At 63.5% G+C, this 16,907-nt stretch carries 14 protein-coding genes and 1 tRNA gene; 10 read left to right on the forward strand and 5 right to left on the reverse strand.

Going from position 1 to position 16,907, the window contains the following annotated elements; translation table 11 throughout:
• Positions 1-88: 88 nt before the first annotated feature.
• Genes IX761_RS20150 through IX761_RS20160 form a run of 3 tightly spaced genes read left to right on the forward strand, consistent with a single transcriptional unit; the run spans position 89 to position 4,076 of the window.
• Positions 89-1,360 carry a YeaH/YhbH family protein gene (locus IX761_RS20150; protein ID WP_194791268.1) on the forward strand — a complete coding sequence of 424 codons (1,272 nt, stop codon included), beginning with the start codon at positions 89-91 and terminating at the stop codon, positions 1,358-1,360.
• Positions 1,357-2,925: a SpoVR family protein gene (locus tag IX761_RS20155; RefSeq protein WP_194791269.1), complete on the forward strand. Its 1,569-nt coding sequence runs from the start codon at positions 1,357-1,359 to the stop codon at positions 2,923-2,925. The genes IX761_RS20150 and IX761_RS20155 overlap by 4 nt, the downstream gene beginning before the upstream one ends.
• Before the next feature lie 53 nt (positions 2,926-2,978).
• Positions 2,979-4,076, forward strand: a complete 1,098-nt coding sequence (locus IX761_RS20160) for a multifunctional CCA addition/repair protein (protein WP_194791270.1) — start codon at positions 2,979-2,981, stop codon at positions 4,074-4,076.
• A 69-nt stretch (positions 4,077-4,145) separates the two neighbouring features.
• Here IX761_RS20160 and folK read toward each other — a convergent pair whose 3' ends face one another.
• Positions 4,146-4,655, reverse strand: coding sequence for a 2-amino-4-hydroxy-6-hydroxymethyldihydropteridine diphosphokinase (gene folK, locus IX761_RS20165; protein ID WP_194791271.1), 510 nt, complete (start codon positions 4,653-4,655; stop codon positions 4,146-4,148).
• A complete protein-coding gene (gene folB / locus IX761_RS20170; protein WP_046857386.1) occupies positions 4,646-5,002 on the reverse strand; it encodes a dihydroneopterin aldolase in 357 nt (118 codons plus the stop codon). Before folB ends, folK begins: the two co-directional genes overlap by 10 nt.
• Positions 5,003-5,076: 74 nt before the next feature.
• On the opposite strand from folB, the gene plsY reads away from it, so the two are divergent.
• The gene (gene plsY, locus IX761_RS20175; protein ID WP_194791272.1) at positions 5,077-5,646 is read left to right on the forward strand and encodes a glycerol-3-phosphate 1-O-acyltransferase PlsY; all 570 of its coding nucleotides are present in this window, start codon (positions 5,077-5,079) and stop codon (positions 5,644-5,646) included.
• 10 nt (positions 5,647-5,656) lie between these two features.
• Here plsY and tsaD read toward each other — a convergent pair whose 3' ends face one another.
• Positions 5,657-6,682, reverse strand: a complete 1,026-nt coding sequence (gene tsaD, locus IX761_RS20180; RefSeq protein WP_194791273.1) for a tRNA (adenosine(37)-N6)-threonylcarbamoyltransferase complex transferase subunit TsaD — start codon at positions 6,680-6,682, stop codon at positions 5,657-5,659.
• A gap of 205 nt (positions 6,683-6,887) precedes the next feature.
• Between tsaD and rpsU the strand changes: the two genes are divergently transcribed.
• The 5 genes from rpsU to IX761_RS20205 all read left to right on the forward strand — a co-directional run bounded on the left by rpsU (position 6,888) and on the right by IX761_RS20205 (position 15,240).
• Positions 6,888-7,103: a 30S ribosomal protein S21 gene (gene rpsU, locus IX761_RS20185; RefSeq protein ID WP_003255575.1), complete on the forward strand. Its 216-nt coding sequence runs from the start codon at positions 6,888-6,890 to the stop codon at positions 7,101-7,103.
• A gap of 276 nt (positions 7,104-7,379) precedes the next feature.
• Positions 7,380-9,365, forward strand: coding sequence for a DNA primase (dnaG, locus tag IX761_RS20190; RefSeq protein WP_194791274.1), 1,986 nt, complete (start codon positions 7,380-7,382; stop codon positions 9,363-9,365).
• A 67-nt stretch (positions 9,366-9,432) separates the two neighbouring features.
• The gene (gene rpoD / locus IX761_RS20195; RefSeq protein WP_194791275.1) at positions 9,433-11,283 is read left to right on the forward strand and encodes an RNA polymerase sigma factor RpoD; all 1,851 of its coding nucleotides are present in this window, start codon (positions 9,433-9,435) and stop codon (positions 11,281-11,283) included.
• 119 nt (positions 11,284-11,402) lie between these two features.
• On the forward strand, positions 11,403-15,146 hold the full coding sequence (locus IX761_RS20200) for a bifunctional diguanylate cyclase/phosphodiesterase (protein WP_194791276.1): 3,744 nt from the start codon (positions 11,403-11,405) through the stop codon (positions 15,144-15,146).
• Positions 15,147-15,163: 17 nt separating this feature from the next.
• Positions 15,164-15,240 (forward strand) — tRNA-Ile (locus IX761_RS20205).
• Positions 15,241-15,295: 55 nt separating this feature from the next.
• Here IX761_RS20205 and IX761_RS20210 read toward each other — a convergent pair.
• A complete protein-coding gene (locus IX761_RS20210; RefSeq protein WP_323744586.1) occupies positions 15,296-15,988 on the reverse strand; it encodes a CatB-related O-acetyltransferase in 693 nt (230 codons plus the stop codon).
• Between the two features lie 191 nt (positions 15,989-16,179).
• Between IX761_RS20210 and IX761_RS20215 the strand changes: the two genes are divergently transcribed.
• Positions 16,180-16,641, forward strand: coding sequence for an Lrp/AsnC family transcriptional regulator (locus IX761_RS20215; RefSeq protein ID WP_194791278.1), 462 nt, complete (start codon positions 16,180-16,182; stop codon positions 16,639-16,641).
• Positions 16,642-16,659: 18 nt separating this feature from the next.
• Here the strand turns inward: IX761_RS20215 and IX761_RS20220 are convergent.
• Positions 16,660-16,907, reverse strand: a 248-nt coding sequence (locus tag IX761_RS20220; RefSeq protein WP_194791279.1) for a DUF3077 domain-containing protein, incomplete at its 5' end; no start/stop codon positions are given.

Raw genomic sequence — 16,907 nt, forward strand, 5'->3', positions numbered from 1 at the left:
CAGCCGCGGTGGCTGCTCTATCTTGCAGCTTGAAGCTCAAGGCTTGTAGCTCAAAGGCTTGTAGCTGCATCCAGTCACCGGAGGGATCATGAGCTACGTAATCGACCGACGCCTGAACGGCAAGAACAAGAGCACGGTCAACCGCCAGCGTTTCCTGCGGCGGTACCGCGAGCACATCAAGAAAGCCGTCGAAGAGGCCGTGAGCCGCCGCTCCATCATGGACATGGAGCATGGCGAACAGATCAGCATCCCAGGCCGTGACATCGACGAACCCGTGCTGCACCACGGTCGCGGCGGCAAGCAGACCATCGTGCATCCCGGCAACAAGGAATTCACCGCTGGCGAACACATCGCCCGACCTCAGGGCGGTGGTGGCGGTGGCGGCCGTGGCAAGGCCGGCAACTCCGGCGAAGGCATGGACGACTTCGTGTTCCAGATCACCCAGGAAGAATTCCTCGAGTTCATGTTCGAGGACCTGGAGCTGCCCAACCTGGTCAAACGCCACCTCACCGGGGCCGACACCTTCAAGACCGTGCGCGCCGGCATCGCCAACGAAGGCAACCCGTCGCGCATCAACATCGTGCGCACCCTGCGCTCGGCCCACGCCCGACGTATCGCCCTGACCGGCAGCAGCCGGGCGTTGCTGCGCGAGGCGCAAAAAGAGCTGGAGCGTTTGAAAGTCGAGGAGCCGGACAACTTCACCGACATCCAGGACACCGAAGCCGAGATCGAGCGGCTCAAGGCGCGCATCAACCGCCTGCCGTTCCTCGACACCTTCGACCTCAAGTACAACCTGCTGGTCAAGCAGCCCAACCCCAGCTCCAAGGCGGTGATGTTCTGCCTGATGGACGTCTCCGGCTCCATGACCCAGGCCACCAAGGACATCGCCAAGCGCTTCTTCATCCTTTTGTACCTGTTCCTCAAGCGCAACTACGACCGCATCGAGGTGGTATTCATTCGCCACCACACCAGTGCCCGCGAAGTCGACGAGGAAGAGTTCTTCTATTCCCGCGAGACCGGCGGCACCATCGTCTCCAGCGCGCTCAAGCTGATGCAGGAGGTCATGGCCGATCGCTACCCGGCCAGCGACTGGAACATCTACGCAGCGCAAGCCTCGGACGGCGACAACTGGAACGACGACTCGCCGATCTGCCGCGACATCCTGGCCAACCAGATCATGCCCCACGTGCAGTACTACACTTACGTCGAGATCACCCCCCGTGAGCATCAGGCGCTGTGGTACGAGTACGAACGCATCGGCGAAGCCTACCCCGACACATTCGCCCAGCAGCAGTTGGTATCGGCCGGCGACATCTACCCGGTCTTCCGTGAACTCTTCCAGCGCAGGTTAGCCACATGACCGCCAGAGAGCAGAGACGCCAACCCATTTCCACCGGTTCCGAGTGGACCTTCGAGCTGATCCAGACGTACGACCGCGAGATCAGCCGCCTGGCCGCCCGCTACGCGCTGGACACCTACCCCAACCAGATCGAGGTGATCACTGCCGAGCAGATGATGGACGCCTACGCCTCGGTGGGCATGCCGCTGGGTTATCACCACTGGTCCTACGGCAAGCAGTTCCTCAGCACCGAGAAGTCCTACAGCCGCGGCCAGATGGGCCTTGCCTACGAGATCGTGATCAATTCCGATCCGTGCATCGCCTATCTCATGGAAGAGAACACCATGTGCATGCAGGCACTGGTGATCGCCCACGCCTGCTATGGCCACAACAGCTTCTTCAAAGGCAACTACCTGTTCCGCACCTGGACCGACGCCAGCTCGATCATCGACTACCTGGTGTTCGCCAAGCAGTACATCGCCCAGTGCGAGGAGCGCCACGGCATCGATGCGGTGGAAGACCTGATCGACTCCTGCCATGCCCTGATGAACTATGGCGTGGACCGCTACAAGCGCCCCTACCCCATCTCCGCGGAAGAGGAGCGACGCCGGCAGAAAGAGCGTGAGGAGCACCTGCAACGGCAGATCAACGATTTGTGGCGCACCATCCCCAAAGGCTCGGAAAAGGGCGGCGAACGGGATGATGCACGGTTCCCCGCCGAACCCCAGGAGAACATCCTCTACTTCATCGAGAAACACGCGCCGTTGCTGGAACCCTGGCAGCGTGAAGTGGTGCGCATCGTGCGCAAGATCGCCCAGTACTTCTACCCACAGCGCCAGACCCAGGTGATGAACGAAGGCTGGGCGACGTTCTGGCACTACACGCTGATGAACGACCTGTACGACGAAGGGCTGATCACCGAAGGCTTCATGATGGAGTTTCTCCAGTCGCACACCAGCGTGGTGTTCCAGCCAGGCTTCGACAGCCCCTATTACAGCGGCATCAACCCCTACGCACTGGGGTTCGCCATGTACACCGACATCCGCCGCATGTGCGAAAACCCCACCGACGAGGACCGCCGCTGGTTCCCCGACATCGCCGGCAGTGATTGGCTGTCGACCATCAAGTTCGCCATGAGCAGCTTCAAGGACGAGAGTTTCATCCTGCAGTACCTGTCACCGAAGGTGATCCGCGACCTCAAGCTTTTCAGCATCCTCGACGACGACCAGCGCGACGACCTGCTGGTCCCGGCGATCCACGACGAAGACGGCTATCGCACCATCCGTGAGCAGCTGGCCGCGCAATACAATCTCGGCAACCGTGAACCCAACGTGCAGATCTTCAGCATCGATCGACGCGGCGACCGCTCGCTGACCCTGCGTCACCTGCAGCACAACCGCAAACCGCTGGGCGATTCGACGGAAGAAGTGCTCAAGCACCTGCACCGCCTGTGGGGTTTCGATATCCACCTGGAGACCGTGCAAGGCGACCAGGTGGTCAAGACCCACCACATGCCACCGCGCAGCGAGCATGGCGAAGCCAGCGACTATGGGCGCATGGACTTGGCGGTGGTGCACCATCTCTGAACCACACCATTACTGGCGACAGGGTATCCTGTGGCCAGTAATGGAGGTTTCACATGCAGATCTACAAGGTTGGCGGCGCCGTGCGCGATCGCCTGCTCGGCCGCCAGGTCAGTGATATCGACTGGTTGGTGGTGGGCGCCACGGTCGAACAGATGCAAGCCCAAGGCTTTCGCCCGGTCGGCGCTGATTTCCCGGTTTTCCTTCACCCTAAAACCGGTGAGGAGTACGCCCTGGCCCGCACCGAACGCAAGAGCGGGCGCGGCTATGGCGGTTTCACATTCCACGCCAGCCCCGATGTCACCCTCGAAGACGACCTGATCCGCCGCGACCTGACCATCAACGCCATGGCCGAGGATGAACAGGGCACGCTGTACGACCCCTACCACGGCAAGCACGATCTGGATGAGCGGATTTTGCGCCATGTTTCTCCGGCGTTCGCCGAAGATCCCTTGCGTGTCCTCCGGGTCGCCCGCTTTGCCGCTCGTTATGCACCCTTGGGTTTCCGCGTAGCCGAAGAGACCCTCGCCCTGATGCGCCAGATCGCCGAGTCGGGCGAGTTGCAGGCACTGACCGCCGAACGCAGTTGGAAGGAAATCGAGCGGGCGCTGATGGAAAGCCAGCCGCAGGTATTCATCGAGGTGCTGCGCAGTTGCGGCGCGCTCCAGGAGTTGATGCCGGAGCTGGAGCGCGGCACCGATACCCTGGCAGCACTGCACCAGGCCGCCACGCACCAGCAGTCGCTGCCAGTGCGCTGGGCGTGCCTGCTGCGTGGGCTGGAGCCTGCGGCCATCAAGGCGCTCAACCAGCGCTTCAAGGCCCCGCGGGAATGCCAGGAACTGGCGGTGCTGGTGGGCGAATTTGCCGAACGAGCGGATGACGCCCCGGCGCTGGAGCCGCCAGCGCTGTTGGAAATGCTGCAGAAGTTCGATGTATACCGACGCCCGCAGCGTTTCGAAGACTTCATCGCTGTATGCAAGATGGCGGCGCAGGGGGCCGCTTATCCACAGGGCGAGTACTTGCGCGGTGCGGCTGAAGCGGTGCGGGCGGTAGATGTTAAACCCTTGATCGAACAAGGCCTGACCGGCCAGCAGCTGGGCGAGGCGCTCAAAGCGCAGCGGCTGAAAACGCTGGAAGCGTACAAGCCGGGCTGAGTCATCGCGGGGCAAGCCCGCTCCCACAGAGCCGTGGGAGCGGGCTTGCCCCGCGATATGGCCTTGAACTTACACCTGAATCAGCTGCAATCCCCGCCACTCGAACGGCACCGGCGCCAGTACCTGGTCGATGCTCGCCTCCTGCCACAACTGCGCCATCGGCTTGCCCACCCCCGGGTGCACCAGCTCCGGCGCCAACAACGACAAGGGCCACAATACAAAGGCGTTCTTCAGGATTTCCGCCCGTGGCAGCACCAGTCCGTCGAACGTGCCGTGCAGGTCGTCATACAGCAGCACATCGATATCCAGCGGCAGCCCCTTGCGGTCCGGCGCATAGCGGCCATTGTCGGCCTCGATGAACTTGAGCCGGCGGTCCAGCTCCAGCAGCGGCAATTCGGTCTTGCCGGCCACCACGAAATTGATGAACGGCCCGCTCTTGATCCCCACCGCCTGGCTCTCGAAGGCCGGCGAGCAGCGCATGTCGGTGAGTATCGCCGCCAGCGCGTCGAGCCCCGCGCACAGGTGCCGCTCGCGGTCGATGTTGCTGCCCAGCCCGAGGTAAACCGTGCTCAGAGACATCCGCGCTCGATCTCCACACCCACACCACCGCGGGCCGCAGGCACCGCACCCGGCTTGGTGAGTTTCAGGCGTACCCAGGGGATGTTGAACTCGGCCATCAGCACCGCCACCAGGCGCTCGGCGAAGGTTTCGACCAGTTCGAAGCGCGCCTGCTCGGCAAAGGCCTGGATGCGTGCCGAAACGCTGGCGTAGTCCAGCGCCAGGGACAGGTCATCCCCGGCAGCGGCCGGCCGATTGTCCCAGGCGAAACTCAGGTCCAGGCGCAGGCATTGGCGGATATCCCGCTCCCAGTCATAGGCACCGATGACGGTATCGACTTCCAGGCCTTCGATGAACACTCTGTCCAAGCACTTCTCTCCACAACACGACAAGGGCGACGGGCGCCGTTAGAATCGGGGCAACCTCGCCCGGAATAGTTAGCATGTTTTGGTCACTGGCGCTGCTTGCCTACCTGCTTGGCTCTCTGTCCTTCGCCATCGTCCTGAGCCGCCTCAGTGGCAGCCCCGACCCACGCTCCAGTGGCTCGGGCAATGCCGGTGCGACCAACATGCTGCGCCTGGCTGGGCGCAAGCTGGCGATCCTGACGCTGCTGGGCGACCTGTGCAAGGGCATGTTGCCGGTGCTGCTGGCACGGGCCGCCGGGCTGGACGTGCAAGAGCAGGCCTGGGTGGGCATCTGCGCAGTGCTGGGGCATCTGTTCCCGATCTACTTCCGCTTCCAGGGCGGCAAGGGCGTGGCCACTGCCGCCGGCATGCTCATGGCCCTGTACTTCCCGGCCGCACTGCTGGCCATCGGCGCCTGGCTACTGACCTTCTACCTGACCCGCACCAGCTCGCTCGCCGCCCTGATCGCCACGCCACTCACCTTACCGCTACTGGCCTGGCGCGAGCCCGGGGCCCTGCTGCCGATGACCGTACTGACGGTGATGATCGTGTGGCGTCACCGCAGCAACCTGCGGGACCTGTTCGCCGGGCGCGAACGGCACTTCTGAAACGCCACCCTCACACCGCGGGCAATTGCTCCATCGGCCAGCGCGCCTGCACGCTGATTGCCAGGTCCTGCTGCTGCCCGGCCAACAGACGCTGACAGCCCGCGTAGGCGATCATCGCGCCATTGTCGGTACAGAAACGGGGACGCGCGTAATAGACGTTGCCCTTGATGCTGGCCAGCATCTCTTCCAGCGAAGCACGCAGGGCCTGGTTGGCACTCACGCCACCGGCGATGACCAGCCGCTTGAGGCCCGTCTGCTTGAGGGCGCGCTTGCACTTGAAGGTCAGAGTCTCCACCACCGCCTGCTGGAACGCCAGCGACACGTCGCAACGGGTTTGCTCGTTGTCGTCTCCGGCCTCACGGCACTGCTGCCAGGTGTTGAGGGCGAAGGTCTTCAGGCCGCTGAAGCTGAACTGCAGGCCCGGCCGATCGCACATCGGGCGTGGGAACACGAAGCGCCCAGGGGTGCCCCGTTCGGCCAGGCGCGCGATCTCGGGGCCGCCCGGGTAGTTGAGGCCGATCAGCTTGGCCGTTTTGTCGAACGCCTCGCCGGCGGCATCGTCCAGGCTCTCACCAAGCAGCTCGTATTGGCCGATGCCATCGACCCGCACCAGCTGCGTGTGACCACCCGACACCAACAAGGCGACGAACGGAAATTCCGGCGGCTGCTCTTCGAGCATCGGCGCCAGCAGATGGCCTTCCATATGGTGCACACCGATCGTCGGAATATCCCAGGCAAACGCCAGGGCCTGGGCGCACGAAGCGCCCACCAGCAATGCGCCGACCAGGCCAGGGCCTGCGGTGTAGGCGATGGCGTCGATCTCGGTGGCGACACAGTCGGCCTCCTCCAGCACCTGGCGAATCAGCGGCAGCATGCGCTTGACGTGATCACGCGAGGCGAGCTCGGGCACCACGCCGCCATAGGCGCGGTGCAGGTCGATCTGGCTGAACAGCGCGTCGGCCAGCAGGCCGCGTTCACTGTCGTATAATGCGACGCCAGTTTCGTCGCAGGATGTTTCCAATCCCAGTACTAGCATGGGTCCGTGCCTTGTGGAGGCTGAATTCGAAGGCGCGCATGATAGTCCCCGCACCCAGTGCCGACCAGCGGTTTTCGATCAGAGGCTTTGCATTCCGGCCAGCTAAGGGTTAACATCCGCAACCCTTGAAAACCGACGTTCTCCAGCACACCTTATGTTTTGCCAGGAGCACGTCTACCCCGGTAATGAATTAAGGTAGCCCTGGATGCCAGCCGTCAAAGTTAAAGAGAACGAACCCTTCGACGTAGCTCTGCGTCGTTTCAAGCGCTCCTGCGAAAAAGCCGGTGTACTGGCTGAAGTTCGTAGCCGCGAGTTTTACGAGAAGCCGACCGCCGAGCGTAAGCGCAAAGCAGCTGCTGCTGTTAAGCGTCACGCCAAGAAAGTTCAGCGCGAACAGCGCCGCGCCGTTCGTCTGTACTAATACAGGCGTTCTACGCAAAGCTTCTGCCCCGCCCGGCCTCGTGCCGGGCTGATGGCAGCGGTCGCTTCAAGCCCTTGGCCATGCGCCATGGGCGCCCCGGCACAAGCCATGGGCAACCTGCCTCAATGCGTCAGAACTGGTCTTTGGCCAGGTGTGCACGTCCTTGCTGACGAGCCCTTACGGGCTGCGACGCGCACAACACCTCTTCCTGCTATACCCCACCAGAACCCGCGCACCAGCGTTTAGACTTGCCAGTTGCCAGATGACGAGGCTGCCATGGCCGGGCTGATTCCCCAAAGCTTTATCGATGACCTTCTCAACCGCACCGACATCGTCGACGTGGTGAGTTCGCGCGTTCAGCTGAAAAAGACCGGTAAGAATCTTTCCGCCTGCTGCCCGTTTCACAAGGAGAAGTCGCCCTCCTTCACCGTCAGCCCCGACAAGCAGTTCTATTACTGCTTCGGCTGTGGTGCCGGCGGCAACGCGCTGGGTTTCATCATGGACCACGACAACCTGGACTTCCCCCAGGCGGTAGAGGAACTGGCCCGCGCCGCTGGCATGGAAGTGCCACGCGAAGAGGGCCGGCGCGGGCAAAAGCCGCGCCAGCCGGTGGATTCGCCACTGTACCCGCTGCTCGAGGCGGCCAGTGAATTCTATCGCCAGGCCCTGCGCAGCCACCCAACCCGCAAGGCGGCGGTGGAGTATTTGAAAGGCCGCGGCCTGTCCGGCGAAATCGCCCGCGACTTCGGCCTGGGTTTCGCCCCACCCGGCTGGGACAACCTGCTCAAGCACCTGGGCGCCGACGCACTGCAGCAGAAAGTGATGATCGATGCCGGCCTGCTGATCGAGAACGCCGAAAGCGGCAAGCGCTATGACCGCTTCCGCGACCGGGTAATGTTCCCCATCCGCGACAGTCGCGGCCGGGTGATCGCGTTCGGTGGCCGGGTGCTGGGCGACGATAAGCCCAAGTACCTGAACTCACCGGAAACCCCGGTATTTCACAAAGGCCAGGAACTCTACGGCCTGTTCGAAGCGCGCAAACACAACCGCAACCTCGACGAGATCATCGTGGTCGAGGGCTACATGGATGTGATCGCGCTCGCCCAGCAGGGGTTGCGCAATGCGGTGGCAACCCTGGGCACAGCGACCAGCGAGGAGCACCTCAAGCGCCTGTTCCGCGTAGTGCCCAGCGTACTGTTCTGCTTCGACGGCGACCAGGCTGGGCGCAAGGCCGCCTGGCGCGCCCTGGAGTCGACCTTGTCGAGCCTGCAGGACGGCCGCCGCGCACGCTTCCTGTTCCTGCCCGAAGGCGAGGATCCGGACAGCCTGGTCCGCGCCGAAGGCACCGACGCCTTCCATGCCCGCATCAACCAGCACGCCCAGCCGCTGGCCGACTACTTCTTCGAGCAGCTGAGCAACGAGGCCGACCCACGCTCGCTGGAAGGCAAGGCGCACCTGGCCACGCTGGCCGCGCCGCTGATCGAGCAGATCCCCGGCGCCAACCTGCGCCAGCTGATGCGCAATCGCCTGCGCGAGATTACCGGCCTCGATCCACAGCAGATGGAGCAGCTGGCACAGCAAGCGCCTGCCGCCAGCGTGCCAGACTACGACCCCGGCTACGATTACGACGCCATGGCCAGCTACACGCCGGACTATGCCGACACCTATCAGCCCGACCACGCCCCCGTGCACCAGGAGCAACGCCCCTGGACGCCGAACAAGGGCGGTGGCAAGAAACAGTGGGAAGGCAAGCCCTGGGACAAGAAGGGTGGCAAACCCTGGCAGCGCGATGGCCAGCGGGGCGAGGCGCCACCGCGCGTACCCGCACCGGTCGAACCTCCGACGCTGTCGGCCCTGCGCACCCTGCTGCATCACCCGCCGCTGGCCGGCAAGGTCGAGGACGCCAGCCACTTTGCCGGCGAAGACCAGCTCTACAGCCAACTGCTGGTGGCGCTGATCGAGGCCGCACAGAAGAATCCTAAGCTAAGCTCAATGCAGTTGATTGCACGCTGGCACGGAACGGAGCAAGGCCGCCTGCTGAGGGCCCTTGCCGAAAAGGAATGGCTGATCCAGGTCGAGAACCTTGAACAACAGTTTTTCGACACTATAACTAGCTTGTCCGCCCGCCAACGCGAGCGCAGCCTGGAACAACTGCTCAGGAAATCACGTCAAAGCGAATTGACCAGCGAGGAAAAATCTCAGCTCCTCGTGCTGCTGAGCCGGAATGTTCCCGCACAAAACCCGACCTCATCTGGCGCGTGAGGTCCATGCTCGGGTATAATCCTCGGCTTGTTTTTTGCCCGCCAAGACCTTCAGTGGATAGGGTGTTATGTCCGGAAAAGCGCAACAGCAGTCTCGTATCAAAGAGTTGATCACCCGCGGTCGTGAGCAGGGCTACCTGACTTACGCGGAGGTCAACGACCACCTGCCAGAGGATATTTCAGATCCGGAGCAGGTGGAAGACATCATCCGCATGATCAACGACATGGGGATCAACGTATTCGAGAGTGCTCCGGATGCGGATGCCCTGTTGTTGGCGGAAGCCGACACCGACGAAGCCGCAGCCGAAGAAGCCGCCGCAGCGTTGGCGGCCGTTGAGACCGATATCGGCCGTACGACCGACCCGGTGCGCATGTACATGCGCGAAATGGGTACCGTCGAGCTGCTGACCCGCGAAGGCGAGATCGAAATCGCCAAACGCATCGAGGAAGGCATCCGTGAAGTCATGGGCGCCATCGCTCACTTCCCGGGCACTGTCGACCACATACTCAGCGAATATGATCGTGTGACCACCGAAGGTGGCCGCCTCTCCGACGTTCTCAGCGGTTACATCGACCCTGACGACAACATCGCCGCGCCGACCGAAGAAGTACCGATTCCAGGTGCCAAAACCGCCGCCGCGAAGGAAGAAGAGGACGAGGAAGAAGAGAGCGAAGAGAGCAGCGACGACGAGGAAGAGGGCGAAAGCGGCCCCGATCCGGAAATCGCCCGCCAGCGCTTCGGTGCCGTGTCCGACCAGCTTGTCATCACCCTCAAGGTGCTGAAGAAGCACGGCCGCGCCCACGCCGACAGCGTCGCGGCCATGCAGACCCTGGCCGATCTGTTCATGCCGATCAAGCTGGTACCTAAACAGTTTGACGTGCTGGTGGAACGCGTGCGCGGTGCACTGGATCGCCTGCGCCAGCAAGAGCGCGCAATCATGCAGCTGTGCGTGCGTGATGCGCGCATGCCGCGTGCCGACTTCCTGCGCCTGTTCCCAAGCAACGAAACCGACCAGACCTGGTCCGGTGACCTGGCCAAGCGCAGCACCAAGTGGGCCGCCGCCCTGGGTGAGAAAGACGCCGCGATCGTCGCCTGCCAGCAGAAACTGATCGACCTCGAGACCGAGACCGGCCTGACCGTCTCCGAAATCAAGGACATCAACCGTCGCATGTCCATCGGCGAGGCCAAGGCCCGCCGCGCCAAGAAGGAAATGGTCGAGGCGAACCTGCGTCTGGTGATCTCCATCGCCAAGAAGTACACCAACCGTGGCCTGCAATTCCTCGATCTGATCCAGGAAGGCAACATCGGCTTGATGAAAGCGGTGGACAAGTTCGAATACCGCCGCGGCTACAAGTTCTCGACCTACGCCACCTGGTGGATCCGCCAGGCGATCACCCGTTCGATCGCCGACCAGGCGCGCACCATCCGTATTCCGGTGCACATGATCGAGACGATCAACAAGCTCAACCGTATTTCCCGGCAGATGCTGCAGGAAATGGGCCGTGAACCGACCCCGGAAGAGCTGGGTGAGCGCATGGAAATGCCTGAGGACAAGATCCGCAAGGTATTGAAGATCGCCAAAGAGCCGATCTCCATGGAAACCCCGATCGGTGACGACGAAGATTCGCACCTGGGCGACTTCATCGAGGACTCCACCATGCAGTCCCCGATCGACGTGGCCACGGTCGAAAGCCTCAAGGAAGCGACTCGCGACGTGCTCTCGGGCCTGACCGCACGCGAAGCCAAGGTGCTGCGCATGCGTTTCGGTATCGACATGAACACCGACCACACCCTCGAAGAAGTCGGCAAGCAGTTCGACGTGACCCGCGAGCGGATCCGTCAGATCGAAGCCAAGGCGCTGCGCAAGCTGCGCCACCCGACGCGAAGCGAGCACTTGCGCTCCTTCCTCGACGAGTGATGACGAACCCCGGCCCAGGCCGGGGTTTTTCTTATGTGACAAAAGGTCGTGGCCCGCACCACCCTGCGCCCGGGATGCCCGTCTACACTCGTTGCAGACATCCTGATCCAGAGGCCACTATGCCCGTGATGCCGGCCTTCCTGTTGCTGCTCCTGCTCGCCTGGAACACAACGGCCGGCGCCCTGACCCTGACCGACGAGGAACAAGCCTGGCTCAGCGCGCACCCGCAGCTGCGCCTGGGCGTCGACGCTTCTTGGCCGCCGTTCGAATTTCGCGATCAGGAAGGCCGCTACCAGGGATTGGCCGCCGATTACATTGCCCTTATTCAGGAACGCCTGGGCGTCAAGCTGCAGCCAATCGAGCCCAGCAGCTGGACCGAGGTACTGGAACAGGCACGCCACAACCGTATCGACCTGCTGCCCGGGATCATGTCCACTCCGGAACGGCAGAGCTATCTCGCGTTCACCCGCCCCTATCTCGACTTCCCGATCGTCATCCTCGCCCACGCCGGTGGTGCGCAACCGCGTAGCCTCAAGGACCTGTACGGGCTGAAGATCGCCGTGGTAGAGAACTACGCCCCCCACGAACTGCTGCGCACCCATCACCCGGACCTCAACCTGGTGGCGATGCCCAACGTCAGTTCGGCGTTGCAGGCCCTGGCCACCGACGCGGTGGACGCGGTGGTCGGCGATCTCGCCTCGAGCATCTGGAGCCTGCGCCAGCTCAAGCTCGATGGCCTGTATGTCAGCGGCGAGACGCCCTACCGCTACCAGCTGGCCATGGCGGCGCCACAAGGCCAGAAGATCCTCGTCAGCATCCTCGACAAGGTCATGGCCGACATGAGCAGCGGCGAAATCAGCAAAATCCAGCAGCGCTGGGTGGGCAACGTCGTCGATCAACGCACTTTCTGGCACGACCTGCTGATCTATGGCCTGCCCGGCGTCCTGCTGCTGGTGGCCATCCTCGCCGTGGTGATCCGCATCAACCGCCGGCTGAGCTCGGAAATCTCCCGGCGCATCGCCCTGGAACAGGAACTGCGCAGCAGCGAATACCACTACCGCGGCCTGGTCGAGAGCCTGTCAGCCATCGCCTGGCAAGCCGACGCCAACGACTTCACCTACAACTACGTGTCGCCCCACGCCGAGGACCTGCTCGGCTACCCCCTGGGCGAGTGGCTCAAGCCCGGGTTCTGGCGCAGCATCCTGCACCCCGAGGACGCACTCTGGGCCCAGGCCTACTGCGACAGTGAAACCGCCGCCGGGCGCGACCACAGCCTCGACTACCGGGTAATCCGTGCCGACGGCCACACCTTGTGGGTACGCAACATCGTCAGCATGATCGAGCACGGCCACAAGCCGCTGATGCGCGGCCTGATGATCGATATCAGCGAAACCAAGCACACCGAGGACGCCCTGCGCCTGTCGGAACAGAAGTTCGCCTCGGTGTTCCAGCAATGCCCGGACATCCTGGTCATCGCCCGGCAAAGCGACGGCTGCCTGCTGGAGGTCAACGAAGCCTTCGAGGAACAGATTGGCTACAGCCCGAATCAGGTGGTGGGCCGCACCGCCACCGAACTCGACGTCTGGGGTGTCACCGGCAGCGGCCCGGCCCTGCTCGAACGCTTGCAGCGCGGCGGCATCCGCAACATGGAGATGACCTTCCGCCGCAGCAATGGCCAGCTGTTCACCGGCCTGACCTCCGCCGAAACCTTCGACCTCGACGGCACCAAGGCCCTGGTGGTGGCGGTGCGCGACATCAGCCAGCTTAAAGAAACCCAGCAACAGCTGCAAACCTCCGAAGAGAAGTTCGCCAAGGCCTTCCACGCCTCGCCCGATGGCCTGCTGTTGTCACGCCAGAGCGACGGCCTGCTGCTGGAAGTGAACGAAGGCTTCTGCCGCCTGACCGGGTACGACATCAGCACCACCGTTGACCAGACCTCGCTGGACCTGGGCATCTGGGTCGACCTCAACGAACGCCAGCGCCTGGTCGAACGCCTCCAGCGCGACGGTTTCGTACGCGACTTCAGCTGCCATATCCGCCGCAGCGACGGGCAGATCCGCCTGTGCGAGCTGTCCGCCCGGCCACTGCCCATCGGCGGCGTCGACTGCATGCTGACCATTGCCCGCGACATCACCGAGCGCCACCTGATGCAGGAAAAACTGCAACTGGCCGCCACGGTGTTCGAAAACACCGCCGAAGGGGTACTGATCACCGACATCGACCAGCGCATCAGTGCGGTAAACCGCGCCTTCAGCGAGATCACCGGCTACAGCGAGATCGAAGCCCTCGGTCAAACCCCGCGCCTGCTCGCCTCCGGCCAGCACGACAGCGCCTTCTACGCCGCCATGTGGCACCAGCTCACCGCCGAAGGCCACTGGCAAGGCGAGATCCACAACAAGCGCAAGAACGGCGAGCTCTACCCCGGCTGGCTGACCATCAGCGCCGTGCGCAACAGCGAGCGCGAGATTACCCACTTCGTCGCCGTGTTCGCCGACATCTCCAGCCTCAAGCACGCCCAGGCCAAGCTCGACTACCAGGCCCACCACGACCCCCTCACCGGTCTGCCCAACCGCGCGCTGTTCGAAAGCCGCCTGCAAGCCGCCCTCACCTGCGCCCAGGTGTCCAACCGCCAGGGGGCGGTGCTGTTCCTCGACCTGGACCGCTTCAAGCACATCAACGACAGCCTCGGCCACCCAGTCGGCGACCTGCTGCTCAAGGGCATCGCCCAACGTCTCAAGGAGCAGGTGCGCGATGTCGATACCGTGGCCCGCCTGGGCGGCGACGAGTTCATCATCCTGCTGCCCGGCCTGCACAAGCCCAGCGACGCCAGCGCCATCGCCAGCAAGCTGTTGGCCTGCTTCCACGCACCCTTCCAGGCCGGCGAGCACGAGTTCTTCACCAGCGCCAGCATTGGCATCAGCCTTTATCCACAGGACGGCAGCGACGTCGCCACGCTGATCCGCAACGCCGACGCCGCCATGTACCGCTCCAAGGCCAAGGGCCGTAACCGCGTCGAGGCCTACACCCGCGACCTCACCGCCCAGGCCAGCGAGCGCATCGCCCTGGAGCACGAGCTGCGCCGTGCCATCGAGCGCAACGAACTGAGCCTGTGCTACCAGCCCAAGTTCAGCCTCAAGACCCAGAGCCTGGTGGGTGCCGAAGCGCTGATCCGCTGGACCCACCCCACCTTCGGCGAAGTCCCGCCCGAGCAGTTCATTCACCTAGCCGAAGAGAACGGCACCATCCTCCAGCTCGGCGACTGGGTGCTGGAGCAGACCTGCCGGCAGATGCACGCCTGGAAGAAGGCCTACCACGCCTTCGGCCCGCTCTCGATCAACCTGGCCGGCGCCCAGCTGCGCCAGCCCAACCTGGCCCGGCGCATCGAGCAGTTGCTGCGCACCTACCAGCTCAAGGCCGGCGACCTGCAACTGGAGATCACCGAGAACTTCATCATGAGCCAGGCCGAAGAGGCCCTGAGCGTGCTGCACCAGCTCAAGCACCTGGGCGTACAGCTGGCCATCGACGACTTCGGCACCGGCTATTCGTCGCTGAGCTACCTCAAGCGCCTACCGCTGGACATCCTCAAGATCGACCAGTCGTTCATCCGCGGCCTGCCGGACGACCCCCACGACGCCGCCATCGCCCGCGCGATCATCGCCCTGGGCCGCAGCATGCAATTGACCATCATCGCCGAGGGTGTGGAGAACCAGGCCCAGCAACGCTTCCTCGCCGCCGAAGGCTGCGAGCAGATCCAGGGCTACATCGTCAGCCTGCCCCTGCCCCCCGATGAATTCGCCGCGACGTTTCTTCGCATAGCACTATCGGATCTTTCGGATGGCACGGTATCGAAACCCTCGTTATAATCCGGCGCACCTGCTGAGGGCCTATAGCTCAGTCGGTTAGAGCAGAGGACTCATAATCCTTTGGTCCACGGTTCGAGTCCGTGTGGGCCCACCAGAAATAAAAAAAGCCGCGCTGATGCGCGGCTTTTTCGTATCCGATGCCTTTCCGGTCACTCAGACTTACCCAGCACTTCACCGCCCTTGCGGCTCATCCTGACCTTCCCGTAGTGCGCCACCGGCAGCGGCTCGACAAGCTCCAGGCAAGCCTCCGGATCATTCAGCGGCAAACGCTGCAACGCCGTTACATCGCGCTCCCACCAACGGCTGGCGAGCAGGCGTTCGATCATCTCTGGCGGGTAGCGGTAGCGGATCACCCGAGCAGGCACGCCAGCCACCACGGCATAAGGCGGCACATCGCGAGTGACCACAGCGCGGGTGGCGATGATCGCCCCGGTGCCCACCTTGACCCCCTCCATCACCATCGCGCTGTGCCCGACCCAGACATCGTGGCCGATGCTGGCCATGTCGACGCGGGCTTCATACGTCAGCGCTGTGTCGGTGTACTGGAACGGGTGGGTGCTGAGCCAATCCACGGGGTGGGTGTTCTTCTCCTGGCCGATCACCGCGCCACTGCCAATCGAGCAGAAGCGGCCAATCGAATCGACCAGTTGCAGCAGGCACTCGCTGCGGATGTAGGTGTGGGCACCAATCGACAGCGCCCGGCAGTCGAGGATCACGTCGCCAAGGCGCACTTCCTCTTCAAGCTCGAGCACGGCGCGCTTGCCGAACTTCGACACGCCAAGGCTGACCTTACAGCCATTGCGACGGCTCCAGCGCTTCCAGTACCAGTCCCTGAGACTCATCCCCAACCCCACCTGCGTAAGTGGCCACCCGGTCCTGGCCGGGTGGCATAGGGCCGCAATAGTAACGGCTCGGGCTGCAAAATTCAGCGGATGCTGCCAGTGTCATACGGCCCATGTGGCTAAAGTGCACAGGGCGCTTTCTCATCCAGCGCAGTCTGGCTAGGCTAGCGGCTCCACTGATGAGACCCACCATGTCCGATACCCGCGCCATTGCCCTCGATGAAATCGACCGTCAGCTGATCGCCCTGCTGCAGATCAACGCTCGCGAAAGCGTCGCCACCCTCGCCCGCCACCTGGGCATTGCCCGCACCACGGTGAACTCGCGCCTGGCGCGGCTGGAGAAGAGCAAGGTCATCACCGGCTACGGCGTGCGCCTCGGCCAGCGCCTGATCGGCGGCGGGTTACAGGCTTATGTGGGGATCAAGGTGCAGCCGCGTGCGGGCAAGGACGTGGTGCGACGGCTGTCGGCCATGGGCCAGGTGCAGCAGTTGTGCGCGGTCAGTGGCGAGTTCGACTATGTGGCCTGGCTGCACAGCGACTCGCCCGAACAGCTGGACCAGTTGCTCGACCAGATCGGCAGCCTCGACGGGGTGGAGAAGACCACCACGTCGATCATCCTCAGCAGCAAGGTGGACCGCGGGCAGCCGGGCTGACTGCCCTGCGGCCGGCCGTCAGGCCTCCATCGCGTCGAGCAGGCCCTCCACCAGTGCCCTGAGGGTTTGCGCCGAATGCTCGATCGACCAGATCATCGCCCGGTAGGCTTCAGGGGCGTGGAGCTGGGCGTAGTTGTCGGCGATTTCCTGGATCGCCCGCGCCAGCATACTGGCATGGACCAGGGCGTCGGCGGCGTCGATGCCGGGGCGGACGGTGAAAAGGGGGGGATGGCTGGACTTACAGGTGCAGAAGCACTGTTCGGTGG

It is taken from the genome of Pseudomonas sp. UFMG81 (assembly GCF_015354575.1).
GTDB lineage: Bacteria > Pseudomonadota > Gammaproteobacteria > Pseudomonadales > Pseudomonadaceae > Aquipseudomonas.